Annotated in this window: 17 protein-coding genes; 7 read left to right on the top strand and 10 right to left on the bottom strand. The window is 52.9% G+C overall.

The window, feature by feature from the left end:
- Positions 1-203: 203 nt before the first annotated feature.
- Entirely contained in the window at positions 204-1,337 is a 1,134-nt protein-coding gene (gene tcmP / locus JT719_RS21405; RefSeq protein ID WP_207435795.1) for a three-Cys-motif partner protein TcmP, read from the bottom strand.
- 526 nt (positions 1,338-1,863) lie between these two features.
- Here tcmP and JT719_RS21400 point away from each other — a divergent pair.
- The 4 genes from JT719_RS21400 to JT719_RS21385 are packed head-to-tail and all read left to right on the top strand — an operon-like array spanning position 1,864 to position 10,934.
- Positions 1,864-8,010 carry a PAS domain S-box protein gene (locus JT719_RS21400; RefSeq protein WP_207435794.1) on the top strand — a complete coding sequence of 2,049 codons (6,147 nt, stop codon included), beginning with the start codon at positions 1,864-1,866 and terminating at the stop codon, positions 8,008-8,010.
- Between the two features lie 5 nt (positions 8,011-8,015).
- Positions 8,016-8,378 (top strand): response regulator transcription factor, encoded by a 363-nt coding sequence (locus JT719_RS21395; RefSeq protein WP_207435793.1) that lies wholly within the window; start codon positions 8,016-8,018, stop codon positions 8,376-8,378.
- A 39-nt stretch (positions 8,379-8,417) separates the two neighbouring features.
- Positions 8,418-9,473: a HEAT repeat domain-containing protein gene (locus tag JT719_RS21390; protein WP_207435792.1), complete on the top strand. Its 1,056-nt coding sequence runs from the start codon at positions 8,418-8,420 to the stop codon at positions 9,471-9,473.
- Between the two features lie 24 nt (positions 9,474-9,497).
- Positions 9,498-10,934, top strand: coding sequence for a glycosyltransferase family 2 protein (locus tag JT719_RS21385; RefSeq protein ID WP_207435791.1), 1,437 nt, complete (start codon positions 9,498-9,500; stop codon positions 10,932-10,934).
- A 197-nt stretch (positions 10,935-11,131) separates the two neighbouring features.
- Here JT719_RS21385 and JT719_RS21380 read toward each other — a convergent pair whose 3' ends face one another.
- Positions 11,132-12,427 (bottom strand): YaiO family outer membrane beta-barrel protein, encoded by a 1,296-nt coding sequence (locus JT719_RS21380; RefSeq protein ID WP_207435790.1) that lies wholly within the window; start codon positions 12,425-12,427, stop codon positions 11,132-11,134.
- A 343-nt stretch (positions 12,428-12,770) separates the two neighbouring features.
- Here JT719_RS21380 and JT719_RS21375 point away from each other — a divergent pair, with 343 nt between their 5' ends.
- The 3 genes from JT719_RS21375 to JT719_RS21365 all read left to right on the top strand — a co-directional run bounded on the left by JT719_RS21375 (position 12,771) and on the right by JT719_RS21365 (position 17,672).
- The gene (locus JT719_RS21375; protein ID WP_207435789.1) at positions 12,771-13,169 is read left to right on the top strand and encodes a BlaI/MecI/CopY family transcriptional regulator; all 399 of its coding nucleotides are present in this window, start codon (positions 12,771-12,773) and stop codon (positions 13,167-13,169) included.
- A gap of 17 nt (positions 13,170-13,186) precedes the next feature.
- Positions 13,187-15,070 (top strand): M56 family metallopeptidase, encoded by a 1,884-nt coding sequence (locus tag JT719_RS21370; RefSeq protein WP_207435788.1) that lies wholly within the window; start codon positions 13,187-13,189, stop codon positions 15,068-15,070.
- A 130-nt stretch (positions 15,071-15,200) separates the two neighbouring features.
- On the top strand, positions 15,201-17,672 hold the full coding sequence (locus JT719_RS21365) for an outer membrane beta-barrel protein (protein WP_207435787.1): 2,472 nt from the start codon (positions 15,201-15,203) through the stop codon (positions 17,670-17,672).
- A gap of 105 nt (positions 17,673-17,777) precedes the next feature.
- Here JT719_RS21365 and JT719_RS21360 read toward each other — a convergent pair whose 3' ends face one another.
- The 8 genes from JT719_RS21360 to JT719_RS21325 form a co-directional block, all read right to left on the bottom strand.
- Positions 17,778-18,866 (bottom strand): Gfo/Idh/MocA family protein, encoded by a 1,089-nt coding sequence (locus tag JT719_RS21360; RefSeq protein WP_207435786.1) that lies wholly within the window; start codon positions 18,864-18,866, stop codon positions 17,778-17,780.
- A 120-nt stretch (positions 18,867-18,986) separates the two neighbouring features.
- Positions 18,987-19,766, bottom strand: a complete 780-nt coding sequence (locus JT719_RS21355) for an L-fucose dehydrogenase (protein WP_207435785.1) — start codon at positions 19,764-19,766, stop codon at positions 18,987-18,989.
- A gap of 33 nt (positions 19,767-19,799) precedes the next feature.
- The gene (locus tag JT719_RS21350; protein WP_207435784.1) at positions 19,800-20,627 is read right to left on the bottom strand and encodes an amidohydrolase family protein; all 828 of its coding nucleotides are present in this window, start codon (positions 20,625-20,627) and stop codon (positions 19,800-19,802) included.
- Complete coding sequence (locus JT719_RS21345; protein ID WP_207435783.1) at positions 20,614-21,471, bottom strand: fumarylacetoacetate hydrolase family protein; 858 nt, start codon at positions 21,469-21,471, stop codon at positions 20,614-20,616. The genes JT719_RS21350 and JT719_RS21345 overlap by 14 nt, the downstream gene beginning before the upstream one ends.
- Positions 21,472-21,701: 230 nt before the next feature.
- On the bottom strand, positions 21,702-22,466 hold the full coding sequence (locus tag JT719_RS21340) for an SDR family NAD(P)-dependent oxidoreductase (protein ID WP_207435782.1): 765 nt from the start codon (positions 22,464-22,466) through the stop codon (positions 21,702-21,704).
- Between the two features lie 146 nt (positions 22,467-22,612).
- Entirely contained in the window at positions 22,613-23,902 is a 1,290-nt protein-coding gene (locus JT719_RS21335) for an MFS transporter (protein ID WP_207435781.1), read from the bottom strand.
- A 197-nt stretch (positions 23,903-24,099) separates the two neighbouring features.
- Positions 24,100-25,155: a sugar phosphate isomerase/epimerase family protein gene (locus JT719_RS21330; protein WP_207435780.1), complete on the bottom strand. Its 1,056-nt coding sequence runs from the start codon at positions 25,153-25,155 to the stop codon at positions 24,100-24,102.
- Positions 25,156-25,163: 8 nt separating this feature from the next.
- Entirely contained in the window at positions 25,164-26,324 is a 1,161-nt protein-coding gene (locus tag JT719_RS21325; RefSeq protein ID WP_207435779.1) for a Gfo/Idh/MocA family protein, read from the bottom strand.
- Between the last annotated feature and the right edge of the window lie 5 nt (positions 26,325-26,329).

The raw sequence follows: 26,329 nt of genomic DNA, 5'->3' as shown, positions 1-26,329 counted from the left end.
TTCTTGAAATTGGGAAGCAAATATAGGGAGGCCGGCAACGGATGTCTAGTAAATCTTACAAGCGTTTTCGTCTCAATTACCAGAAAAGGGCAAGGAAACCAAAGTTTCCCTTCCTACTGTAAAACGCAGATCATTTCCGGCATATTTCCCGGAAAACAGCTTTAAAACGGCAGTCCTCTGGTTTTACCTTGAAACGCAGCTGCTTACCCTTTGAATTTGATAAGGCAGCTGTAGGAGAGCTTGTGCACCTGCTGGGCAGTTTTAGGGTTCAGCAGCAAGATTTTGCCTTCCTCTTTCAGCTTCTCCATCACGGTCATGTAGTTAGCCCGGCAGTAGTTGGTTTCTACGTTGTGTTTCTCGTAGATTTTCTCCAGGCTCATGCGGTTGTAAACCGATGCTTTCTGCAGGAGGTCCTGGGTAAGTTTGTACATGGAAAACGGGAGATATTGGGCATATTCTGGCACCAACAACCTTACCGGCATCAGACCACCGCTCATGAGTGGCACCCCGTCTTCCTGGTATTCGCTGTATTCCAGCAAGATCTCCTTGAGTTTGGTGCAGAGAATCTCTGACGGGGAAGCGAACAGCAGATACTGGTACGGCTGGTCTTTGCCTGGTGCCCCAATCTTGAAAACCAGCGTACGGTAGCCTCTTTCCCTGATGGCACTCTCCAGGCTTTTCAGGGCGAAGTCTTCCCGCCGCTGGGCTTGTGGGGTACGCTCAAAAAAGGTTTGCAAGGCAGTTAGCTGGGTTCCATACAGGTTCTGCAAAGCACCGGGCGCAGCCGCGCTTTTTACCGAAGCCTTTAGTTTGCTTGCCTCAAACAGCAAAAACAAATCACCGGCTCCGTTCTCCAGGGTTTGCAGCAACACCTCCTGCGAGAACCTGTACCCAAACGGATCTGCCACTACCAGAGCCGGCGTCTTAGCGCTCAGCTTTGCCCGTAAACTAGCCTGGCTTTCCTGGTCTTTCAAAAGCAAGGGAGCATTCTCCAGTTCCTGGTAGAAAGGCAGTTCCTCAAGAACCTGCGGCAAGGCGGCCAGATTAGCTTTGTTTGAATCTGCAAAGAAGGTCTGAAAGGCGGCATTCAGGTTGAACCTAGAGCCGGGAGCCGCAAAAATGTGGCGCAAAACCTTTGGAGCAGCAGCAGGCTTACCGACTTCTAACTGCCCGGTTCCGGCGTTCAGCTCCACATAAAGACAGGAAGGTTGGGTCGCAACCGCCATCTCGGCCCAGACGGGGAAAAACTTAGACAGGATTTCCACCTTCACCTCTGCGGCACTCCTTTTCTGCCTGAAAAACTCTTTAGGTTCTGAACCGGGCTTTGTTTCTTTCATTCTTCTGCAAACTTCGCAAGAGCTATTACTTTTAGCAAAGCGAACCACAAATTTACATCTGTTTTGGTCCCAATTCTAAAAACCAAGCTAAAAACAATGGCTTTCTTTCCAGGCCAACTTCCCCCATCTCCAGAATCGGGGAAGGTACTGCCCGAGAATATACACGGTTCTGTTTGGGTTTGGTTCAACCCTACTAACCTAAACCATATATAAATCATTAAAATATCACATTATCTATACAGCCAAAATCCAGCACCCCATTCAAACAGAAAACAAAATTGAACAACTTATTGCAAAACAAAGCTAAAACAGACTTCACACACCCAACTACATAGCTTCTTTCAAACAACTTATTGCATTATGCCTACATAATTTCAATATCAAATTTACAACTCGTTATTTTTGTTTTTGAATTTTTCTTACGCTTAACCAAAGCTATCTATGTCTTTTCTGAGACCTTCACCCGGTGATTCCACGAAGGGCGGGCTCTCTTAAAGGATACAGGCAGCTAGCCATGTAGTACTGCATGATAAACGTTTACAAAGCATTTGCTAAAGCTTTTGAGTTTAAACGCCTGCTGGCGGGACTTTTCTCTGGTGTACTGTTGCTTAGTATTCTGCTTTTTGGGGTATCCTATAACCTGAAACGCAAGAATGAGATCTCGCAGTGGGCCCTGCACTCTCAGGAAGAAATTTACCTGATTGAGAAGACTATTTCGCTTGCCAAGGACTACGAAACCAGTTCCCGGGGTTTTATCATCACCAACCAGGACCAATACGAGAAACCGCTTACCCAGGCTGCTCAAAACCTGGACAACGTGCTGGTTCACTTAAGCCGCCTCATTGCCCATGACACCGTTCAAAGAAGGCACCTGGATTCTCTTTCCTTTTACCTCTACAACAAGGTAGCGTTCTCTAAAAAAGTAATCCAGACCCGCCGGGAACAAGGCCAGGCTGCGGCAAACAACCTAATCCTTCACCAGAACCTGGGCTTGGTGTACATGGAAAAAATAAGGCAGATTGCCGCCGCCATGCACGCCCATGAAGCACAGGAACTGGAGGCCCGAAAAAAAGAAAGCGCGCAGGCTACCCAAGTAACCAACCAGATCCTGATCTCCTGCATGAGTTTTCTTTTCCTGCTACTTGGGTTCATCTTATGGAGAGCCTGGAGACAGGAAAGGAAAAGAAAAGCCGCCGAAGAGCTGCTTAAACAAAGAGAAGAACATTTCAGGGCCCTGATTGAGAATAACAACGAGGCCCTTGTCCTGCGAGATGAGCAATTCAAGATCTTCTATTGGAGCCCGGCGGCAGAGAAAATGCTAGGCTGGACAAGTGAAGAAGCATTCCAGCCAGGGTTCACCGTTCTGGACCATCCGGGAGACAGTGAAATCATAAACCAGCAGCGCCATGAACTGTTCGCCCATCCTGGCAAAGCGGTTAATGGCCTCAAAAGAGCGCGTCATAAAAAGGGGCACTACATCTGGGTAGAAGGAGAATCGGTCAATCTGTTGCACCAGAGCAACGTCAAGGCCATTGTCTCAAACTTTAGAGATGTCTCTGACCGGATCAACTCAGAACTGGAGGCCCAGAAAGCAAACCAACTACTGGAGCAAACCTACCACAAACTCAGCCGCATCCTGGACTCATCGGTAGACGTGATCTGCACCATTGACGGGCAGGGACGCTTTGTTCAGGTAAGCGCCGCCTCTGCTACCGTGTGGGGCTACACCCCAGACCAGATGCAGGGCAAACCGTTCATGGACTTCGTTTTTGAACAGGATAAGGAAATCACCCTGAAAACAGCCGAGTCCATTAAAGCCGGACACCCGGTAACCACCTTTGAGAACCACTACGTGCGCCCAGACGGCAGCACTGTACCCGTGCTTTGGTCGGCTAAATGGAATGACCAGGATCAGGTCATGTACTGCGTGGCCAAAGACGCCCGCGAGAAAAAGAAGCTGGAGAAAGCGTTTCAGGCAGAACAGAAGCGTTTCAACGAGCTGTTCCTGCAGGCCCCCACAGCTATCTGTGTTCTGAAAGGAGCCGAGCATCGGTTTGTTTCCGCCAATCCTTTGTATGAGCAAATGGTAGGCAAGGAACAGCCTCTGGAAGGCAGAACCGTGAGAGAGGTTTTCCCGGAGCTGGCAGGCCAGGGCTTTTTTGAATTACTGGATACCGTTTACCAGACCGGCGAGCCCTTCATTGGCCAGGAACAACTGGTAAGGTTAGACAGAAAAGGCAACGGCCAGCTTACCGACATCTACCTGAACATGGTCTACCAGGCCTACACCAATGCCAACGGAGAAATAAAAGGCATTTTCTTCTTTGGCGTTGATGTAAGCGAACAGGTGAAAGCCCGCAAAAAGATTGAAGCGAGCGAACGCAATTTCCGGCAGTTGTTACAAGACCTGCCTGCGGCGGTGTACACCTGCAAGGCAGACGGGCGCATTAAATTGTTCAACAAAGCCGCGGTAGAACTGTGGGGCCAGACTCCCGAAGCAGACACTGACCGGTGGTGCGGGTCCTGGAAGCTGTATAACCAGAATGGTCAGCCCATCTCCAAAGAATCCACTCCCATGGCCTTGACCATCCAGCACGAGTCTCCGGTGCTTGGCCAGGAAATCATCCTTGAAAAACCCACCGGTGAAAGACGGTTTATCATGCCGCACACGGTTCTCAGCTACAACACCAAAGGAAAGGTCACCGGCGGAGTCAATATTTTATTTGATATCACCGAAAGCAAACGAGCCTCAGACAAGATCCGCCGGAGCGAGGCCGCTTTAGCAGAGGCCCAGCGCATTGCCAAAATCGGGTCCTGGAACATGGATTTGATCTCGCAGGAATTAACCTGCTCTGAAGAGCTTTACAACGTGTTCGATACCGATAAAGAAGCTTTTACCGGCACCTTTGCGTCCTTCCTGAACTATGTGGATGCCACTGAGCACGGCCTTGCCTGGGAAACCACTTACAAAGCCGCGTATGACGGCAAGCCGTTTGAGGTAGAGTACACCATTACCACCGGAAAAGGAGAAAGACGCATTATTGAGGTCATTGGCAGCACCGAAACCAATGAAGCAGGAGAAGTAATCCGTCTGTTTGGCACTGCCCAGGACATCACTGAGCGGAAACAATCTGAAACTGCCCTGTTGGCTTCTGAGGAGAAATACAAACTCCTGTTCTACCAGGCACCGCTTCCTAAATGGATTTATGACCTGCAAACGCTGCGCATTCTGGATGTAAACCAAAGCGCCATTGATCACTACGGCTACACCCGCGAAGAATTCCTGCAGTTAACGGCCCATGATCTGCGCCCGGCAGAAGACGTGGAGGCCATGCTCCACTCCATCCTGGACAACCGCACCGGAAAAGAAATCATCCGGTTAGGCCTGTGGAACCACCTCAAGAAAGACGGCACCATCATTAAGGTAGAAATATCGGGCCACCATCTGCAGTTCGACGGCCGGGCTTGCCTCCTGGTAGAAGCCAATGATGTTACCAAGAAGGTAAAAGCCGAGAATGCCCTCAAAGAAAGCATAGAGCGGTGGGAGATTCTTTCCAAAGTAACCTATGATGCCATCTGGGATTGGGATCTGAAGGCCGATGCCTTTCTATGGGCCGACAACTTTGAAGACCTGTTTGGGTACCCGGTGCAGAACATTAAAGGGAACTACGAGGACTGGACCAGCTTCCTGCACCCGCAGGACAAACAACGGGTTACCCAGAGTATGGATTTATTCCTGCAAAGCCAGGAAACCACCTGGCAGGAAGAGTACCGTTTCCTGAAAGCCAACGGGGAATTTGCGTACTGCACAAACCGGGGCATCCTGATCAGAGACGAGAACGGCTTGCCGCAACGCATGATTGGCGCCCTGCGCGACGTAACCGAAAGCAAACTGGCCGAGGAAAACCTGCTGGCAGAAAAAGTCTTCTCAGAAACCCTGCTGGAGGCCAGCCCAGACGGAATTGTGGGCTTTAATGAGCGCGGCGAAATTCTGCTGTTCAACAAGAAATCAGAGAGTTTATTCAGCTACCACCAGGAAGAGATCCTTGGCTCTCCCCTGGTTACCCTGTTGCCGGAAAGAACGCATGCCATGCACCTGTACCGCCAGGAAGATTTCTTCACCAACCCTTCTGAGAAGAAGATCCAGGCCAGCAACCGCGAGATGGTAGCCCGCCGGAAAGACGGGGCAGAATTCCCGGTAGACGTGCGCATGAACCTGTTACACTCCAACAAAGGCAAGATTGTGATTGCCAGCGTCAGAGACATCACCGAACGGAAACGGGCGGAGCTGCAACTGAAAGAATCTGAGAAGAACCTGAAAGCCATCCTGAGCAGCTCGCAGGAAGCTATCTATCTGCTGGACCTGAACTGCCGCCTGGTGCTGGTGAACGAACACGGCCGCGATTTGATCAAACGGGGTTACGGGGTAGACTGCAGGCCCGGCGATGAATTTGCCTCCTTGTTTGCACCAGATTTTGGGGCCATGTTAACCGAGATCTACCAGAAAGTATTAGCCGGCGAAAAATGGGAATCTGAAAGGCTCGTCCCAATCCAGGGAGAAGAACAGTACTATCACTCCAACTACTTCCCGGTTAGAGATACTGAAGGGAAAATTCTTGGCATCTGCTGCTCTTCTAAAAACATTACTGAGCGCAAGAAGATTGAAGATGCCATGAAAGTGGCGAACGCTGAGAAAGAGGAATACCAGTATCGCTTCAAGGCCATTCTTGACTACTCGCCGCAGGCCATCCTGATCAAGGACATGGAAGGAAAGTACATCTTCTCAAACAAGGCCTTCCTAACCCTGTTTGATCTGGACAAGAACCATGAGGTAAGCAATCAGCTCAAGGAGGTGTTTGATGACCAGATTGCCCGCGAGGAATTCCGGGCCGTGGCTAAAGGAGCCGATTTCAACACCCTCAAGGCGAAGGAATGGGAACAACAGGTGTACCTGCCCAATGGTCAGACCCTGGCCATGGAAATCATCAAATTCCCGCTCTATGACCGGCAGAAACGCCTGTTTGGTATCTGTACCATTTGCAAAGACATCACAGAGCAGATGAAGCACCAGCAGCAGTTGATTGAAGCCCGGGAAAACGCGGAGAACGCTGAACGCTTGCAGGAGCAGTTCCTGGCCAACATGAGCCACGAGCTACGCACGCCCATGAACGGCATCATTGGGATGGTAAACCTGCTATTAACCTCTTCTTCCCTGCAGCCAGACCAGAAAAGCCGGCTTCAGGTGATCAAGCGGTCTTCAGACACGCTGCTCAGCCTCATCAATGACATTCTGGATCTCTCCAAAATAAAAGCCGGTATGCTCACCATTGAGAAAGTAAACTTTGACTTCAACGAGTCAATTGCAGGCACTGCCCTCATGTTCAAGGAAAGGGCCAAAGAGAAGGGCGTGAAACTAACCGTTTCAGCTGATCCGTTTATTCCGCGGTTGCTTTCCGGCGACCCGCACCGGTTAAACCAGATTCTGAACAACCTCCTGAGCAACGCCATCAAGTTCACTGATAAGGGCTTTGTTAGGCTGGAGGCCTCGCTGCTGACCGAAACAGAAGACCAGGCAGTAGTTGAATTTGTGGTGAGAGATTCAGGCATTGGCATTGACTCTAACCGGCTGTCGCTCATCTTTGACAACTTTGCGCAGGCCTCGGCAGACATCTCCAGCAAGTACGGTGGCACCGGCCTGGGATTGGCCATCACCAAAAGGTTGATTGAGATGCAGGGCGGAGAGATTACGGTGGAAAGCACCAAAGGCGTAGGAACTACCTTCACTTTCCACCTTCCCTTCACCATCATCAGAGACACCAATGCAGTAGTAGCGCCTTACCATCAGAATGAATTGGAGCCGGTGAAGAAGTACTATGACGGCAAACGGGCCCTGATTGTGGAAGACAATGACATCAACCAGGCGGTACTGGCGTCCAGCCTCAAGCAGCACCACATGGAGTACGCCATCGCCAACCATGGACAGGAAGCCATTGAGATTCTGGAAACCGGCGAGCAGTTTGACATCATCTTCATGGACCTGCGCATGCCCCTGATGGATGGGTTCCAGACTACTGCTTACATCCGGCAGAAACTCCGCTTGCAGGTACCTATTGTGGTGCTCACCGCCAGTGTACTGCGCAATGAACGGGACAGATGCCTGGAGATTGGGGCTTCAGACTACATGGCCAAACCGTTTGCCATTGCAGACCTGGCCCGGGCGCTGGAGCAGTTTGTGCCCATACCAGAACAAAGCCATGTGCACCAGCCCGAGGAACCAACTCCCCTTGCCCCAACTCAGCAGGAACCAGCTTCCAGGGATTTTGACATCAGCCGCTTGATGGAGCTGGAAGACCCGGAATTCATCCGGCAGATTTTCGGCCTGTTTTTGGAAAAACTGCCTCCATACTTTCAGGAGCTGAAGCAAAGCCAGGCAACAGACAATTGGCAGGAATTTCTGGAAAAGGCCCATAAAATAAAAGGCAGCTTTTCCTCGGTGCAGATCCCCGAGATCTTCCGGCTTATCCTGGCCATGGAAGAAAAGGTAAGGACCCAGAGCAGTTTAGCCGGAGTGGAGCCCTTGCTGGAAAGGTGCCTTGCCCTGTATGACAGTCTCATTCCCGCCATCAGCCGGGAAGTGGAAAAACAACTGAACGCCTTAGAAGCTAGTTTTTAAATACCATGACCATTTTAATTGCCGAAGACGAGTCCATCACTTTAGCCACCATGCAGTTCCGGCTGAAAAAAGATGGGCACGAAGTATTAACCGCCAGTAACGGGCAGGAAGCCCTGGCCCTGCTGAAAGTACACAAACCCCAACTGGTGATCACAGACATCATGATGCCGTTTGCCTCTGGCCTGGAAGTGTTGACCTATGTGAAGCAACAGGAAAACCCGGTACCGGTGATTGTGCTCTCGGCCATGGGCCAGGAAAACGTAGTGGTGGAAGCCTTCACCCTGGGGGCCGATGACTACATTACCAAGCCTTTCAGCCCTAATGAACTGGCGCTAAGAGTGAGGCGCTTTGCCCTGAGAGCGTCTTAACCAGAAACAAGATTTGAACAGAATTTAACCCATTACAGTTTGGCGCAACCTTACTCCGGCTCCATGGTTCTTTTGCAGATAGAGGCGTTTACCAGCCCCAGGTTCTTTTACGTTGCCATAGGAATCACCTCTGGGTTGATTCTGGTATTGGTGGGGTGCATGCTGGCCCTGTTACTCCTCAAAAACGCCGCCCAGGCAAGACAGCTCAGGCTTCAATACCAGTTCAAAGATTGGCTGGTGGGCATTCTGCTGGAAGAAGCCGTTGAGGCAGGCCATGCCTTTGACGTACCCCAGGATATTGCCCGGCTGTTGAAAAAAGGCTTTGCCCGGCGTGTTCTGCTGCAGGAACTCAAAAGCCTGAAGCAAAGCCTCAGCGGGCAACCCGGCGAGAACCTGGAGAAACTGTACCGGCAACTAGGCCTGCCAGAATTGTCTTTACGGAACCTGCACAGCAGCCAGTGGCACCTGAAAGCAAAAGGCATCCAGGACATCGCCATTATGAACGTGCCGGAATTAATGCCGGAAATCTATCCTCTAACCAACCACCGGCACCCAGCCGTCCGGATGGAGGCCCAGATAGCCATGGTGTTTCTGCAACAATACGAAGGGCTTCACTTCTTTGAGGAACTGGCCTATCCGCTCACCGAATGGCACCAGGTTAAATTGCTGCAGTTATTGGCCAGCCAGCAAATTCCATCAGAGGAAGTGATTACCCGCTGGCTTCACTCTTCTAACGCCAGCGTGGTGCAATTCGCTCTGAAACTGATTGGAGAGCAACACGCCAGCAACTTCCAGCACGAGGTAATCGCCTGCCTGAGCCACCCTGATGAAACGGTGCGGCGGCAGGCCATTTCCTGCTTAGGCGAAATTCCGTCTGGCCTGGCATCTACGGCCCTTAAAAAGCTGTTCCTTACCGAAGCAGACAAAGACCTGCAGATGACCATTCTGACTGAACTCAGCAAAACCGGCGCCCCCGAGGATCTTCCGTTTTTACAGGAACTGCAGCAAAACTCAGACGCTGACATCCGCCTGGCGGCGGACCAGGCCATCCGCCACTTACAAACGCAGGCAGAAGCTTACCAACACCTTGCCTGAAGAGAAAACCGCATCTAATTCTTAATGGAGTACCTGTACCATTTCTTCAACAGCGGCTTGCTGGTTTATGCCGTCTGCATGCTCAGTTGTTATATTTTCTTAGGCACCCTGGCTATTGCAGAGGCAATTACCTACCTGCGCAAAAGCAAACTAACCGATTACAACCTGCTGGCCTCCTCCCCTTTTGCGCCTTCGGTGAGCATCCTGGCTCCCGCTTACAATGAAGGCGCCAACATTGTGGAGAATGTTCGGTCTTTGCTCAACATCTACTACAACCACCTGGAGCTCATCATCATCAATGACGGCAGCAAAGATGATTCCATGGCCAAACTGATAGCCGCTTACCAACTGGAGCCGGTGAACATCTCCTATCACCCGCGCATACCCACCAAAAAAGTAAAGGCCATTTACAAAAGCACCAATTCGGTTTTCGGCAAACTGGTGGTCATTGACAAAGAAAATGGCGGCAAAGCCGATGCCCTGAATACCGGCATTAACATAGCCAAGCACCAGTACCTGGTGTGCATTGACGTAGACTGTATTCTGGAACAGGATGCCTTACTGAAGCTGCTGAAACCGTTCATGGAGAGCACAGAAAAGAAGGTCATTGCCACCGGCGGCGTGGTGCGCATTGCCAACTCCTGCTTGTTTGAGAACGGAAAACTGGTTGAGGTTAACCTGCCCAAACAGTTTCTGCCGCGGGCTCAGGCTCTGGAATACATCAGGGCGTTTTTGCTGGGCAGAATGGCCTGGAGCCGCCTGAACGGCCTGCTCCTGATTTCGGGGGCTTTTGGCGCTTTTGACCGAAAAATAGCCATTGAAGCCGGTGGCTATGATCACAGAACCGTAGGCGAGGACATGGAGCTGGTGGTACGGATGCGCCGCTACATGGCCGACCGGAAACTGCCTTACAAAGTCACCTTCATCCCAGACCCGCTCTGCTGGACCGAGGCTCCCGCCACCTACCAAATCCTGGGCCGCCAGCGTAACCGCTGGATGCGCGGCACCATAGAAACCCTGCGCATGCACCGGGGCTTGTTTTTCAACCCCAAATATGGACTGCTGGGGATGCTGAGTTACCCTTACTGGTTTTTCTTTGAGTTCCTGGCCCCCGTGGTAGAATTCACCGGGTTTGTGCTGTTTGTGGTTCTGGCGCTGGCTGGACTCATCAACTGGCCCTTTTTCCTGGCGCTTACAGGCTTCATCTTCATCTTTGGGTGGCTGTTTTCCATTTTCGCCATCTTGATGGAAGTAGCCACCTTCAACCAATACAAAAAGAAAGGCGAAGTAGGCAAGCTTATCCTGACCGCCATCCTGGAACCGTTCCTGTTTCATCCCTTCGTGGTATGGTCGTCTATCCGGGGCATTGTGGATCTGGTCCGGAAAAAGAACAGCTGGGGCGAGATGACCCGGCAAGGCTTTTCGGCCCCACCCGTTGCAAAACCAGACACCGGCGCTTGATCCTGCAGGTGAGGCAACGCGAAAGCCTCTGTCATCAAACCCCTAAAAAAGACACAACTCTGTTTTAAGGCTGATTCCTGGAAATCAGCTTCAAAACTGGGGCGCGTTATTTGCTTCCTTAAGTCGCCTAAAACGATCCTGATTTTTTAAGCGGGAGGTCTTGGCACAAATGGTTAAGACCTGTTCCCGGCTTGTATCTAAAACCGAAGCTGGTACCCGGTGGAGAAGTTAAACTGATTTCCTTTGGTTTCGGGCATGTACTCTCCCCGTTCAAAGGTAGAGACAAAGGAAATCAGGTGCCGTTTGGCTAAGGTAAACCTGTATCCTGCCCCAATGCGGTAGGTTTCCAGCTGATAAACGCTGTTCAGGCGGTTGGCCTGCATGCGGTCATCCGGTGAGACACCCCGGCCCAGCGACAAAGAAAAGAAATCATCGGCCCCTTTAAGGTAATACCGGGCGGTCAACGCACAGGATTGGGATACACTACTGTTTCTTGGGGTAAGGTAGGTTCTGGCGTTGAACCAGAAATTGCGGTAGTATTTCCCCGCCGAGAGGGTATACACCCAGGTGCTGCTGCTGAAATTCAGGTAACGGAAACCACCTTCGGCTTCCCAGGCTCTGGGCAGGTTGGCGTACAGAGAAAACCCGGCCCTGAACTTTGGAAACACCGGTAAGTCTGGCGAAAACCCAATATTGGTATAGGCATAGAAGGTCTTGGAGATACGCGGGTAAGCCTCGGCCTCAAACTGGAATCCGTTCCGGGCATAGCGGCTGGCGTAACTCACGCGGCCAGTAAATGCTCCAGCCTTGGTTTTGCGGCCATAATCCACGTTCATCATGTTCCAGGCATTGGAGAACTGCTTGTTGAAGTAGGTGTATTCGTATGACACGCCAATCCTGTTTGCGTAACTGAACTCCCTGAGCTGGTTTGTGAAAGACCGAAGTTGCTCATCTGTTGGGTTCACGCGCAGCAAACTATCGGCGAAGGCGAAGGCTTCCTGGGTTCGCTCCAAGGCAGCCAGGCTTTTGACTTTCCGGAGGGCCAGTTCCCTGGACGCGGGATGAAAGGTTAACCCCTGGCTACTGGTGGTGAGCGCCTTAGAGAACTCCTGCTCAAAGTAGAAAACATCGGCTAAGGCAATGGCAGCGTCTTCATACTCCGGTTTGGCTTGCAGGGCTTCCTGCAAAACCACCAAAGAAGAATCGGGCTGACCGTTCCAGTAATACAAACGACCTAAGAAGATCCTGATGTCCAGGTAATCGGGGCTTTGCTGCAGGGCTAGCCGGCAATTCTGGATAGCCGCAGGATAGTTCTTTTCTTCAAACGCCAACCTGCGGGCTTGTTGAAAATAGTCATCGGGGGAAAGGGATTGGGCATGCACCAGAGCGGGAAACCAAACCAGAAAAGCCGTTACTGTAAAAAGAACCCGGAAGAACTTCTTTCTAAAAGCTGGTACTAAAGAGTTGCTGAAAAGGGAAAGGAAAGCGGACATTACGCACTACTGAACTTCAATAGGCCGAAGGTACAACAATTTCCCCTACCCATAATTTTACAATTTCTAATTACAGCAAGTTCTTTTGTTTATCTCTCAATTTTCTAAAAATAAAGCAATTTCACCTTCTCCTCAGAAGAGCTTTCCCCAATAAACCATATTCACTACTTCATAGGTTTAGGTGTTTAGCAGAGGCGTTTCGCTGCTTTTACCAGAAAACATTCAGAAGAAATAATTCCTTAGGCATAGGGGTTGAGATGAAGTTAGCTGTCAGGTAGGAAAAATTTCGTACGAATACAGACCTAACCCTTGTATGGTACGAAATCTTTCCTACCTTTATCGCATGAATGCTAAAGATCAATCAAAAAACAAGTTACCGGAACCCACCAAGGCGGAGCTGGAGATTTTGCAGGTATTGTGGCAGCACGGTCCCTCCACGGTGCGTTTCGTGAACGATGAGCTTAATCTGCAGCGGCCGGTGAACTACACCTCCACCCTCAAGCTCATGCAGATTATGGTGGAGAAAGGGCTCCTGACCCGCGACGAGAGCAGCATGAAGCACATTTACCGGGCAGCAGAGGCCGAGCAGAAAACCAAAGACCACCTGGTAGATAAATTTGTGGATACCCTGTTCAACGGCTCGGCGGGTAAACTGGTGATGCAGCTGTTGGGCAACCAGAAGACTTCCAAGGAAGAGCTGGAAGCCATTAAGGAGATGATCAAAAACATGCCGAAAGAATAACCCTCACCAGAACGGATATGCCATTTCTGCCAGCCCAGATTCTTTCTTCAGACTTCGTTCAGGCCCTTTGCTGGACTTTGGTGCACTCGCTTTGGCAGGGCCTGGTCCTGGCCATTGCCGCCGGACTGATTGTACAGGTCACCCGCAAATCTACCCCGGCCTTGCGGTACAACTTGCTGGCGGGTCTGTTTGCAGTGTTTCTGGGCACCAACGGCCTTACGTTCTGGCTTGAACTGAAAACCGGAGTTGCGCAAGCCCCTGCTTTGGCTGGTCCTTCCATCTTGCCTATTTTTTCTGAGGTGATGGTGGTTTCTTCGGGATTACTTTCTACGGAAAACCCTGCCCCATCGCTTACCCAAACCTTTGTTTCGTTTTGCACCAGTCACGCCTCTACCATAGTGCTGGTCTGGTTTCTGGTGTTCGCCTTCAAGAGCCTCCAGATCCTGAGCGGCCTGCAGTACGTGGGACGGTTACGCAAGGAACAGACTAGCCCGGCGTCTACCTTCTGGAGTGCCCGAGTTGCTGAGTTAGGAGCTCGCCTGCAGATTAGGTGGCCTATTTCTTTGCTGGAATCTGGCCTGGTGAAGGTGCCGGTGGTCATCGGGTTCCTGAAGCCGCTGGTGCTGGTACCCACGGGCATGCTGGCGCAATTACCCGCAGAGCAGGTAGAGGCCATTCTACTGCACGAGCTGGCTCACATCCGCCGCCGCGATTACCTGGTAAACCTGCTGCAAACCGTAGCCGAGGTGCTGTATTTCTTCAATCCCGGAGTGCTGTGGTTATCGGCGCGTCTGCGGCAGGAACGCGAGAATTGCTGCGATGACCTGGCCATCCAGGCGCTGCAAAGCAAAACCAATTTCCTGCAGGCGCTGGTCTCTTTCCAGGAATACAACTTCGCCCAGTTTGGCCTGGCCCCCGGCTTCGCCGACAAACGCACCTCCCTCACCGACCGCGTGAAACGAATCATTTACAAAGACAACGTGCCCTTGCAGCGGACCGAGAAGGTGTTTGTAAGCGCTTGCCTGGTGCTCGTTTCCATGCTGTTTTTGGGTTTTGCGCGCCAAAACGCTCCGGCTTTTGCAGAGAAGTTGCCCGCGCAAGCCCTGGAGATTCTGCTCCCCAAAAAGACGACCGCAAGCATCCCAGAGGCAGTTGCTCAAGTCAAAGCCCTACCTCCCGTCAAAGTAAAAGCACAGGCATCTGCAAAAACCGGCGGGCAGCTTGCCTTGCAGAGTCAGACAGCCCCAAGAGAATTGCGCGTATCTGGTGCTGCCCAGAAATCCTGCGAGGGGGCAATCCAGAGGTATAGCTTTGAGCGAAACGGAATAGTCTATGAAATTGAAAAAGACAGCGTAGACGTTTTAGCCCTCAGCATAAACGGAGAGAAGGCCAGCCCCCAGGAGGTAGCGCAGTACAAAAGCCTGATGCAAAACCTGATGCGCCAATATGAACAAGGTGCCCTCAAAGTGGTGGTAGAAGGAATTATTCCCGAGGTAGCCACCGAGCCTAAGCACCTGATTCTGGTGGGTTTTATCAAAAACGGCACCATTACCACTACCCACAACGAAACCGTGTACGTGGTGAAAGTGAAAAACCACAAAACCGTGCAGTTCCAGATCAATGACCAAACCATAGCCCACGACCACCTGCCCTTGCATGAAGCCCTGATCCAGGAGCTGGTCAAAGAAGCCGAGGCCGACCGGGTATATGCGGAGCTGTCTGCCAAAGCCGCCGAGCAGTTGCGGAACCCCTCGGTAGGGCCAGACGCTGAGTTGATGCCGGGCCACAGGTTTACCCCGCAGGAATACGAATACACCTACCTGCCCAAAACCAAGGCCAACCAATACCAGGCGCTCCACCAACCAGAAAAAACCCGGGAAGCACTGCCGCCAATCATATAAGTACCATTTTCCTGCTGATTTCCACCTTTCGCCTCCTAAAAACAGGAGTGCCAGCCCTAGCTGTGCCTTTAAATTCCAGCCAGAGGGGCAGTTCTAGCCAAATCGCCAATCTTTTCTACCTGATAAACCCATGAAAAAACTCTTTCTCCCCTTCCTTCTCCTGTTACTTTCTCCGCTGGCTTGGGCCCAGCAAACCGTCAAAATCACCGGAGCTGTCCAAGACCAGAGCAACAAACCACTGGAGGCGGCCACGGTTTCTCTCCTGAAAGCGCAGGACAGCTCGCTGGTGAAAATCAGCATCACCGATGCCGCGGGCAAGTTTGAGCTGGAGAACCTTAAATTCAACCGGTACCTGGTGGTGGTCAATGCCATGGGCTACAAACTTCACCAGAGCGCCGCCCTTACCCTGGAGGCCGCCAACGCCCAACTCAGCTTGCCCACCATCCAACTGGAGCAGAACGGCGGGCAGGTGCTGCAGGAAGTGACCGTGGCCAGCCAGAAACTGTTTGTGGAGCAGAAAATTGACCGTACCGTGGTGAACGTGGATGCGCTCCTTTCCAACGCGGGCACCAGTGCGCTGGAGGTGCTGGAGAAATCGCCGGGCGTGTTGGTGGGCGAGAACGGGGCCATCAGTTTGAAAGGGAAAGCGGGCGTGGTGGTGTTCATTGATGACCGGCCCACGTACCTGGCCGGAACCGATCTGGAAAATTACCTCCGCTCCCTTCCTTCCGAAACGCTGGACAAGATTGAAATCATGACCAACCCACCGGCTAAGTACGAGGCGGCGGGCAATGCCGGGGTCATCAACATCAGAACGAAGAAATTGGCGGTGGAGGCGTTCAACGGCAACCTGAACCTGAGCTACGGCCGGGGTAGGATGGGTAAGACCAGTAACAGCCTCAACCTGAACTACCGCAAAAACAAGCTCAATTTATTTGCTACTTTTTCGCAAACGGCCCAAAACAACTTCACCGATCTGAACATTGAGCGCCGGTACAAAACTGAAGGAAATCAGCTGGAATCTATGTTCAGTCAGTACTCCTACCTGCTGCGCGGTTTTGAATCCTATTCCGCCAAAGTAGGTCTTGATTTCTACGCCACCCCTACCACTACGCTGGGCCTGGTGGTGAACGGCCTCACTCGCCCCTCCGACAACGATACCGAAAACATCAGCCGCCTGCGCGATGCCAACGGGCTGCTCACCTCCACCATTGTAGCCGACAACGTGAGCCGCAACGACTTCCAGAACGGGAGCGTGAACCTGAACCTGCGGCACGAGTTCGGCAAAACTGGCCGCTCGCTGGCCGCCGACGTGGACTACCTGGTTTATAGAACCGATGCCGACCAAGTCTACAAAAACTTCATTTACGGATCGGGCGGCGAACTCTCCGGCCAGGACCAGTTAGACGGTTCCCTGCCCGCCCGCATTAACATCTACACCGCCAAGACTGATTACAGCCATCCGCTGAAAAACGGGGTGAACCTGGAAATGGGTGCCAAGGCCAGCTACATCAAAACCGACAACAAAGCCGACTACCTCTCCACTGTGGGTGGTATCACCGCCCCAGATTTCAATCTGAGCAACCATTTTAAGTATCGCGAGAACATCAACGCCGGGTACCTGAACATGAACAAGGATTTCAAACAATGGGCGCTGCAGGCCGGGCTACGGTTGGAGAACACCGTCTCCAAAGGCCACCAACTGGGCAACGCCGAGAAGAAAGACTCCTCCTTCAGCCGCAACTACACGCACCTGTTTCCCACGCTGTACCTGCAGTACAAACTGGATACTGCCGGGGCCAAAAGCGTCACGTTCTCGTACGGCAAACGCATTGACCGCCCGGTTTTCCAGGACCTGAACCCGTTCCTGTCGCCGCTGGACAAACTCACCTACTACTCGGGAAATCCGTTTTTGCAGCCTACCATCTCGCATAACCTGGAGGTGTCGTACACGCACGGTCTGGTGACGGCCTCGGCGCGGTACAGCCGCTCCACCGATCTCATCAACGAAACCATTGAGATAGTGAAAGAGCGCGAAGACGATGGCCAATTAGTGAACCGCTACTACAGCCGCCCCGGTAACCTCAGGTTGGGCGAGTCCTTCGTGGTTTCCCTCAACGCCACGCACAACCCCGTGAAATGGCTCCGGGCCAACCTGTACGCCGAACTCAGCCACAACCGCTTTGACAGCAAGTTGTATGACACTTACCTGAAAACCAGCGGCAACTTCTTCTACGCCTCGCTCAACAACCAGATCACGTTGAAGAAAGGCTGGAGCGCCGAGGTGAGTGGTCTGTACCGCACTGATCTCATATATACCCAGTTCAAAGTGGGCGGTTACTGGCAGGCGAACGCCGGCGTGCAGAAGCGCTTCCTGCAGGAAAAAGCCACCCTGCGCCTGAACGTAGCCGATATTTTCTACACCAGAATCACCAATGGTGTCATCAACAACCTCATCAACACCGAGGCCTGGTGGCGCAACGCCGGCGACTCGCGGGTAGTGACCATGTCGTTTTCGTATCGTTTCGGGAAAACGGCCCAGAATCAGCGCCAGCGCCAAACCGGAAGTTCTGAAAGCGAGCAGAACCGGGTGAGAAACTAACCCGGTTTACCAACCCAAAGCAAATGCCCAAGACCACTTCCGGGTCTTGGGCATTTGCTTTGGATTTACGCCCACAGGAATACAGGGACAGGTAATTTTTAAGCCTTATTTCAGGAAAACGGTCTTATTGGTCTTCGCCGATTCTTTGGCAGCCTCCAGAATTTCCACCACCGTTACGTTGAGGGGCAGGCCGTACAAATCATTTTGGTCCAGGGTCAGTTTACCGCTTACCACCGAGGCCAATACGGAGAAAGGATCCGGAAAAGGCTCCGGCCGAGGGTCCAGTTTTAAGAATTCTTCCGGTGAGGTATCCTTCAGGCGCTGACGCACGGTGGTGGCTTCTACCGCTACGGCGTAGCCTTTGGTGCCGAACACCTCCATGTCTTTGCGCGGGAACGTCCAATTCCAGGAGCCCTGGATGATGCACTGGGCCTTTGGGTACTGCAGAATGATAGAGGTTTCGTCGTCAACGTTTTTGTAGGTTTCAGGCTTGTTCTGCCGGATGACCGCCGTTACCGAGAGCGGCCGTTCGCCTTTCATGAGCCAGGTCATCAGGTTAGCGCCGTAGCAGCCGAAATCCATCAAAGCGCCCGCCCCGTTCTTCACCGGATCTGTCAGGATTTCCAGGAACTCCGGGCTCACCCCAATTTCCTTGGGTCCCTGGTGGCCGTCGTTTACCATCACTTTTCGGATTTCGCCCAGCTTTCCATCGGCATACAAACCGGCCACGTGCTGGTTACTGGCGTACCAGGAGGTCTCAAAGTTGGTGAGCACCTGTATAGCGTGCTTCTGGGCCAGGGCCTGGATTTCCTTTGCATCTGCCAGCGTGGTGGCGAGCGGTTTCTCTACCATGACGTGGATTTTCCGGGGGGCGCACGCCCGCACCACGGTGATGTGCTCGCTCGTGGCGCCAAACGCCGTCACTGCCTGCGGTTTCACCTTATCCAGCATCCTGGCAAGGTCATTATAAAACAGCTTTGGGTCCAGCTTGTAGCGTTTGGTGTACCGCTCCACTAAAACCGGGTTAGGTTCATAAATACCAACCACCACAATATCCTGCTTGCCCGGGCGGTTAAAAACCCAGTCTACGTGCCCGTGGCTTAAACCCGCTACCGCCACCCGCACCGGGGACTGAGCCGATGCCTGGATCATAGACAAAAGACTCAAAAGAAAAAGGAGGAGATACATTTTCATAGCTTGAAGAAGTTGGCACCTTACGGATAAATGATTTAGCGGTAATTTCAGGAAAAGGCAGGTAAAACGCCCCAGAATCTTCTCCAGAAAATACCGCCTGATTGAACCCTGGGTTCCTGGTTATAGAGCCCGGTCCAGATGCACATAGCCGCCGTCTACGTAGATGATCTGCCCGGTGGTGTGGCTGGATCTCTCTGACAAAAGAAACACCGCCATGTTAGCGATCTCCTCGGGCGTGGTCATGCGCTGCCCAAGGGGAATGCGGGAGGTGATTTCCTTCAGCTTTTCCTCCGAATTAGGCAAGGTCTGGATCCAGTTCTCGTACTGCGGGGTCCAGCACTCGGCCACGGAGATGGCGTTCACCCGGATGCCGTACGGGAGCAGTTCCACCGCCCATTCGCGGGTGAGCGCGTTGCGCCCGCCGTTAGACGCCGCGTACGCCGAGTTGTTGCCCTGCCCCGTCTCGGCCACCTTGGAGGAGATGTTCACAATGGCTCCTTTGGCTTTGATGAGCTCGGGCAGGGCGTGGTGCGCCAGCAGGTAATAGTGGACCAGGTTGCGGTGCAAAGAAGCCATGAAGTCCTGGTAACTGCCTTTCTCCAGGCCCACGCCATCGTTGAGGCCGGCATTGTTCACCAACCCATCAATCCGCCCAAACTGCCGAATAACGGTTTTCACCGCCGCCTCGCATTCCTCGGGTTTGCTCAGCTCGGCCACTACCTGAAACGCCTTCCCACCTTCCTGTTCTATTTCCCGAACCACTTCCAGGTTATCTTCCTCGCTCCTTCCAATAATCACCGGAACGGCATTCTCCTGCGCCAGCACTTTCACGATGCCCTTGCCGATGCCTTTGGCTCCGCCTGAAACGAGGATGACTTTATCCCTTAAACTTAGATCCATAGTTTTCTTGTTTTTGGCCCGCTTCAGAGTTGGTCAGGCGTTTAACCCGTAGAAACGCGTGGCGTTCCCCCCGAAGAACAAGGCTTGCTCGTCTCGGCTGAACGTAGTGAAATACTCTTCCACAATGCCCAGCACCTCTTCGTACGCCCCGGCCACCAGACAGACGGGCCAGTCAGAACCGTATAGGATCCGTTTCGGGCCGAAGGTCTCCACCACGGCATCCAGGTAAGGTTTAAAATCGCTTTTTTTCCAGTTTCGCCAATCGGCCTCGGTGACCATGCCGGAAATCTTACAATAGACGTTTTCGTGGCTCTGGAAGGCTTTCATCTGCCTCGCCCATTCGTCTACCTTTCCCTCCTTGATATTGGGTTTGGCCAGGTGATCTATCACAAAGGGCTGGTCCGGGAAAGCGGACACGAACTCCAGCGTATGACTCAACTGATCCGGGTAGATGAGGATGTCATAGGTGTAGCCGTACTCCCGCAAAGCACCGATGCCCCGCTTGAACGCCGGTTGCAGCATCAACGCTCTGTCTTGGGCGCTCTGCAGGATATAGCGGAATCCTTTCAGTTTCTTGTACTGCTTCAGGTAAGCCAATTGTTCGGCAACCTTTTCGTCCTGAAACTCTACCCAGCCCACTACGCCTTTCACAAAATCATGCTTCCCGGCGATCTCCAGCAGAAAGTCATTGTCCTCGTTGGCCTGCACCAGCACGCACCCGTCAAAGCCGTTCTTCTCCAGAATGGGCTGCAAATGCTGCGGCAGGAAATCACGCCGAATCACCGACATTTCCTCGGTGAACCAGGTGTCCCGCACGGGATCGTACTGCCAGAAATGCTGGTGGGCGTCAATCCTGGGCATAGGCTCTGACGGTCTGCCGCGAGGTGCCCAAACCCTCAATACCCAGTTCCACCACGTCGCCGGGCTTCAGGTACACGGGCGGGTTCATGCCCAAACCCACACCCGCCGGGGTACCAGTGGAGATGAGGTCGCCGGGCAGCAATGTCATGAACTGGCTCAGGTATGACACCAGAAACGGCACGTTGAAGATGAGGTTAGCGGTGGAGCCGTCCTGCATGGTTTCCCCGTTCACCGTGAGCCACAGCCGCAGGTTATTGATGTCACTTAACTCATCCGCCGTGGCTAAAAATGGACCCACCGGCGCGAAGGTATCATTGCTCTTGCCTTTCACCCACTGGCCGCCGCGCTCCAGCTGGAAACCGCGCTCGCTGTAGTCGTTGTGCAGCACGTAACCGGCCACGTAGTGTAGCGCCTCGGCCTCGGAGACATAGCTGGCTTTCTTCCCGATCACCACGCCCAGTTCCACTTCCCAGTCCAGCTTCTCGGCATCCCGGGGAATGATTACGTCGTCATTAGGGCCGCAGAGGGCGGTAGTGGCTTTGAAGAAGATGATGGGTTCCCTGGGGATGTTGGCGTTCGTTTCGCGGGCGTGGTCGGCGTAGTTCAGCCCGATGCAGACGATCTTGGAAGGCCGCGCAATAGCCGATCCCAGGCGAACGCCTTCCGGTACCTGCGGCAGGTTTCCTTCGTTTTCCCGCACATACGTTTGCAGCCGGTTCAGGCCATCGTGCTGGAAGAAACCCTCGTTGTAATCTTCGCCGAAGGCAGAAACGTCATATAGAACATCGTTTAGGATCACGCCCGGTTTTTCCTGCCCGGGTTCGCCAAATCTGAATAATTTCATGTACTAGGGGTAAGATGAAACTGGAATATGGGTAGGTTCTGAGAACCCGACTTCTATTATTTTTTACTTTATCCTCCTGAAATATTCCTGGCAACAAGCGGCAGTAGCAGTTCATCATGGCTATTCTAGTCTGGCACAAGAACCTTTCAGGATGACAAGAGGGATGTATTTTGTTTAAGTAGATGATGTCTGTTTTGGTACTGATTTCCGGAAAACGGCCGTAAAACAAGTCAGCTGTTCAGTTTGATGAAACCGCCGTCTATGGGGTAGTCGCAGCCGGTGATGAAACTGGCCTCGTCTGAGCAGAGGTACAGGGCTAAGGCAGCTACTTCCTCGGGTTTGGCCATCCGGCCGATGGGCTGGGTTTTGGAGAGTTTCTGGAACATCTCCTGTTCCTGGCCGGGGTAGTTTTTGGAGATGAACCCATCTACAAACGGCGTATGCACCCGCGCCGGCGAAACGCTGTTGCACCGGATGTTGAACGGCAGGTAATCTTTGGCCACCGACAAGGTCATGGCATACACCGCACCCTTACTCATGGAATACGCAAACCGATCTGAGAGGCCCACGTGTGCCGCAATGGAGGCCATGTTCAGAATCACCCCGCTGCCCTGGGTTTTCATCTGTTCCACCGCGGCTTGCAGGCAGTTGTACGCGCCTTTCACGTTCACCCGGTAAATGCGGTCCAGGTCCTCCTCAGAGGTGGTTTCCACGTTGCCAATGTGCGCGATGCCGGCGTTGTTCACCAGAATGTCCACCTTCCCGATGGTCTGGAATACGGTTTTGACCTGCTCCTGTTGGCTCACATCACAGGCATGGACATGGGCAGTGCCCCCGGCAGCTTCAATCTCCGAGGCTGTTTCCTGGCCGTTTTCCTGCTGAAGCTCCAGAATATGCACCTCGGCTCCCTGCCGGGCAAATACCTGCGAGATGGCTTTTCCTATGCCGCTTCCGCCGCCCGTCACAACGGCAACTTTTCCGGTTAACTTGAACATGTGGATCTGAGCTTGACAAAGAGGTTTCCAGTATTCCTGAAACCTCACAGTATTCCTGATTTGGGGCCGTTTTCTCTAAAACAGCACCAAATCAGGACAGGAAATTCATTGGTTTGATTTGTAGAGAGTTGCCAGTTGCACTCGCCTTAGGAGGCGGTGGCGTAGGTGGTATTCTTTGGAGTTTTGTTTCGCCGGCCCCGCATGTAGAAAAACAATCCGCCGAAGGCGAAGGCCAGGAAAATAGGAATGACCAGGGTGGCCTGTAGCACCTCGGGCCCGGCCAGGTTCTTGGCACCGTTCAGGGCAGTGGCCATTTCGGTGCCAGGGGCAGCTTTCATGTACTCCTCCAGGCTTGCGCCCTGGGGCAAACGGCTGATCAGGATGTTATCATAGAAGGTACCCATAAACATGGTGTAGACAGAAACGGCGAACATCCCGGCTCCGCCCATCAGGTTCAGCCCCAAGGCCCCGGACTTAGGGATATTCTCGGCCACGAACCCGATCATGGTAGGCCAGAAATAGGTCACCCCTAAACCAAAGATGATGGCGGCCAGGAAAATAGAACTACCCGTTAAGGTACTCAACAAATACAGCCCCAGCGCCGATAGAACGGCCGAAATGCACAGCACCCCAGACGGACTCAACCGGTGCACCACTGGCTCCGCTAAACCACGGCCCAATACCTGTACCCCAGCGGTAAGCGTCAGGATCAGAAGTGCGTTGTCGGTGACGTTTTTCAGGAGCACATCAATCCATTGGCCGGTAAACAGCTCGGTAATGGCTGTTCCAAACATGCAGATGAACATGAAGATGAACAAGGGTGATAATACGGCCTTGTACATATCAGCGGTGGTGTACCCTGAGGCCACGCGTTCGGTCACCGGGAAATCAAGCTTGAAGAACAGGAAGCCGTAAATCAAAGTGGGAATGAGCATCACAGCTACCTGCAATTGCCAACTAATGCCCAGGCTGGTGAAGAGAAACACCAGCAGGGTTCCAATCACTGCCCCACCGGGGAACCACAGGTGAAAGTAGTTAAGGCGGGTGGTTTTGTTGTCTGGGTACAGGGTGGCCACTAAAGGGTTACAGGCAGCTTCTACCGTTCCGTTTGCCAGGCCCACGCATAGAGTAGAGAGAAACAACGTCCAATACCCCTGGGCAAAGATCGTGAGCAGAATACCCAGCAGGTGCAGGACAAACGCAGCTACCAACAGGCGCTTCATGCCAATGGCATCCACTACAAAGCCTCCTACCACAATGGCCAGGGGAAAACCCCAGAATGCTGTGGCGGTGATGGTACTCAACTGAGAGGCATTCAATTGAAAATCAACCCCTAACTGACTCAGGATACCGGCCCTGATCCCGAAAGACAATGAAGTCACCAAAAGGGCTAAACAGCTTGCCCAAAAGAGCTTTGAACGTTGGATGTTTTGCATAAGGCTTTGTTTGTTGGATGGTTAGACGCGTGAAGAATAGACAGGCAACAGGAAATTGCTTTCTGGTCCTGCACCGGCAGTTCCAGAAAGCAACTCCATCATCTTTTAAGCAAACACTATCTGAACCTGATCTCAGATTCAGGTAAAAAGCCAATTTAGGTGGTGCAATTTCCGCGGTGGCCGCGATGCACGTTGGGCTATGACAAGCCCAGAATCTGCTTGTTTAAAGCCTCATCAATTCCAGAGGCGGCGAAATCATCAAAGGCTTTCTCGGTAACCCGGATGATGTGGTCCTTGATGAAGATAGCACCTTCGCGGGCTCCGTCTTCGGGGTGTTTGATGGCGCACTCCCACTCCATCACGGCCCAGCCTTTGAAATCGTAAGCGGCCAGTTTACTGAAAACAGCCTTGAAATCTACCTGTCCATCGCCCAGGGAACGGAAACGGCCTGCCCGGTTGATCCAGCTCTGGTAGCCCCCGTACACGCCCTGTTTGCCGGTGGGGTTGAACTCGGCATCCTTCACATGGAACATCTTGATGCGCTCATGGTAGTGATCAATGTAGGCCAGGTAATCCAGGCACTGCAACACAAAGTGCGATGGATCATACAGCAGACACGCGCGCGGGTGGTTGTTCACCTTCTCCAGGAACATCTCATAGGAAATACCGTCGTGCAGGTCTTCGCCGGGGTGAATCTCATAGCAAAGGTCCACGCCATGCTCGTCATAGATATCCAGGATAGGTGTCCAGCGTTTGGCCAGTTCAGTGAAACCCGCCTCTACCAGACCGGCAGGGCGTTGCGGCCAGGGATATACGGTGTGCCACAGCAAAGCCCCGCTGAACGAAGCACTGGCGTTTAAGCCCAGGTTTCGGGATGCCTGCGCGGCATACGTGAGTTGTTGCACGGCCCACTCGGTGCGGGCTTTGGGGTTGTTGCGGTACGCCTCGGGCGCGAAGCCGTCAAACAATTGGTCATAGGCCGGGTTCACGGCCACCAATTGCCCTTGCAGGTGGGTAGAAAGCTCGGTGATCTGCAAGCCGTGGCTTTCCACCAGGCCTTTGATTTCATCGGCGTAGGTTTTGCTTTCGGCGGCTTTCTGCAGGTCAAAGTAGCTGGTAGCCCAGGTAGGAATCTGAATGCCTATAAATCCCAGGCTTTTGGCCCACTGGCAAATAGAATTTAAATCATTGAACGGCGGCTGATCTCCCAGAAACTGGGCCAGGAAAATGGCGGGTCCTTTTATGGTAGTCATAGTTTATGCTAGATGGTGAATTGGTTCCACTTGGTTTCTGATTGGCCGGCGGCAATCACGTTTTCAATGAAGGCCATGCCGCGCACCCCTTCTTCTATGCCGGGGAAATCTAGCCACTCGGGCTGCGGCTCCTGGCCCTGCAGTCTGGCCTTGATGGTCAAAGCGAAGTTGCGGTACAGGTTGGCAAAGGCCTCCAGGTACCCCTCGGGGTGACCGCCGGGCGTACGGCTGTTGTGTTTGGCATAGGAACCCACGTAGCCGCTGCCGGTGCGCACAATCTCGGCGGGGCGGTCCAGCCATTTCACCAATAAGGTATTGGCGATGTCTTGCTGCCACTCCAGGCCGCCGTGCTCGCCATAGACCCTGATTCTGACGTTGTTTTCCTCACCGGCCGCAATCTGGGTAGCAAACAGCACGCCACTGGCCCCGTTGTTGAATTTGAGCAGGGCGGCGCCGTCATCGTCCAGCAGGCGGCCTTCCACCACGGTGTTGATGTCGGCGCAGATCTGGGTTACTTCCAGGCCAGACACGTACTCGGCCAAGTTAAAGGCGTGCGTACCAATGTCTCCCATGGCACCGGCTATCCCGCTTTGGTTCGGATCGGTGCGCCACGCGGCTTGTTTGTTGTCTCCACCTTCCTCAAAAGTGCTCAACCAGCCCTGCGGATACTCCACGTACACTTTCCTGATTTTGCCCAGCTTACCAGAGGCCACCAGTTGTTTGGCTTCTTTCACCATGGGGTAGCCGGTGTAGGTGTGCGTAAGGCAGAACAGGTTGCCCGTGCGTTGCACCACTTCGCGCAGTTCCAGCGCCTCGGCCAAAGAGAAGGTCATGGGCTTGTCCAGGATCACGTGGAAGCCGCTTTCCAGCGCCAGCTTGGTGGGCTCAAAGTGCACGTGATTGGGGGTCACAATGCTGATGACCTGCACGCGCTGGTCCTCGGGGAGTTGCTTTTCTTTCTCGTAAAGCTCCTGATAGGAACCATAGACTCTCTCGGGGGAAAGGCCCAGCAGTTCGCCGCTGGCTTTTGATTTCTCTGGGTTGCTGCTGAAAGCACCACATACTAATTCGTACTCTCCGTCTATGCGGGCGGCAATGCGGTGAACGGCTCCGATAAAGGCTCCCTGCCCTCCACCTATCATCCCCAGCCTGAGTTTCTGGTTTGTCATTTTTT

Source organism: Sabulibacter ruber (genome assembly GCF_017355955.1).
GTDB classification, from domain to species: Bacteria; Bacteroidota; Bacteroidia; order Cytophagales; family Hymenobacteraceae; genus Nibribacter; species Nibribacter ruber_A.
This window is presented reverse-complemented; position numbering and strand designations above follow the sequence as displayed.

Coding starts and splice junctions, on each gene's coding strand:
- tcmP (WP_207435795.1), bottom strand. CDS start 1,337: ATGAAAGAAACAAAGCCCGGTTCAGAACCTAAAGAGTTTTTCAGGCAG.
- JT719_RS21400 (WP_207435794.1), top strand. CDS start 1,864: ATGATAAACGTTTACAAAGCATTTGCTAAAGCTTTTGAGTTTAAACGC.
- JT719_RS21395 (WP_207435793.1), top strand. CDS start 8,016: ATGACCATTTTAATTGCCGAAGACGAGTCCATCACTTTAGCCACCATG.
- JT719_RS21385 (WP_207435791.1), top strand. CDS start 9,498: ATGGAGTACCTGTACCATTTCTTCAACAGCGGCTTGCTGGTTTATGCC.
- JT719_RS21380 (WP_207435790.1), bottom strand. CDS start 12,427: ATGTCCGCTTTCCTTTCCCTTTTCAGCAACTCTTTAGTACCAGCTTTT.
- JT719_RS21375 (WP_207435789.1), top strand. CDS start 12,771: ATGAATGCTAAAGATCAATCAAAAAACAAGTTACCGGAACCCACCAAG.
- JT719_RS21370 (WP_207435788.1), top strand. CDS start 13,187: ATGCCATTTCTGCCAGCCCAGATTCTTTCTTCAGACTTCGTTCAGGCC.
- JT719_RS21365 (WP_207435787.1), top strand. CDS start 15,201: ATGAAAAAACTCTTTCTCCCCTTCCTTCTCCTGTTACTTTCTCCGCTG.
- JT719_RS21360 (WP_207435786.1), bottom strand. CDS start 18,866: ATGAAAATGTATCTCCTCCTTTTTCTTTTGAGTCTTTTGTCTATGATC.
- JT719_RS21355 (WP_207435785.1), bottom strand. CDS start 19,766: ATGGATCTAAGTTTAAGGGATAAAGTCATCCTCGTTTCAGGCGGAGCC.
- JT719_RS21350 (WP_207435784.1), bottom strand. CDS start 20,627: ATGCCCAGGATTGACGCCCACCAGCATTTCTGGCAGTACGATCCCGTG.
- JT719_RS21345 (WP_207435783.1), bottom strand. CDS start 21,471: ATGAAATTATTCAGATTTGGCGAACCCGGGCAGGAAAAACCGGGCGTG.
- JT719_RS21340 (WP_207435782.1), bottom strand. CDS start 22,466: ATGTTCAAGTTAACCGGAAAAGTTGCCGTTGTGACGGGCGGCGGAAGC.
- JT719_RS21335 (WP_207435781.1), bottom strand. CDS start 23,902: ATGCAAAACATCCAACGTTCAAAGCTCTTTTGGGCAAGCTGTTTAGCC.
- JT719_RS21330 (WP_207435780.1), bottom strand. CDS start 25,155: ATGACTACCATAAAAGGACCCGCCATTTTCCTGGCCCAGTTTCTGGGA.
- JT719_RS21325 (WP_207435779.1), bottom strand. CDS start 26,324: ATGACAAACCAGAAACTCAGGCTGGGGATGATAGGTGGAGGGCAGGGA.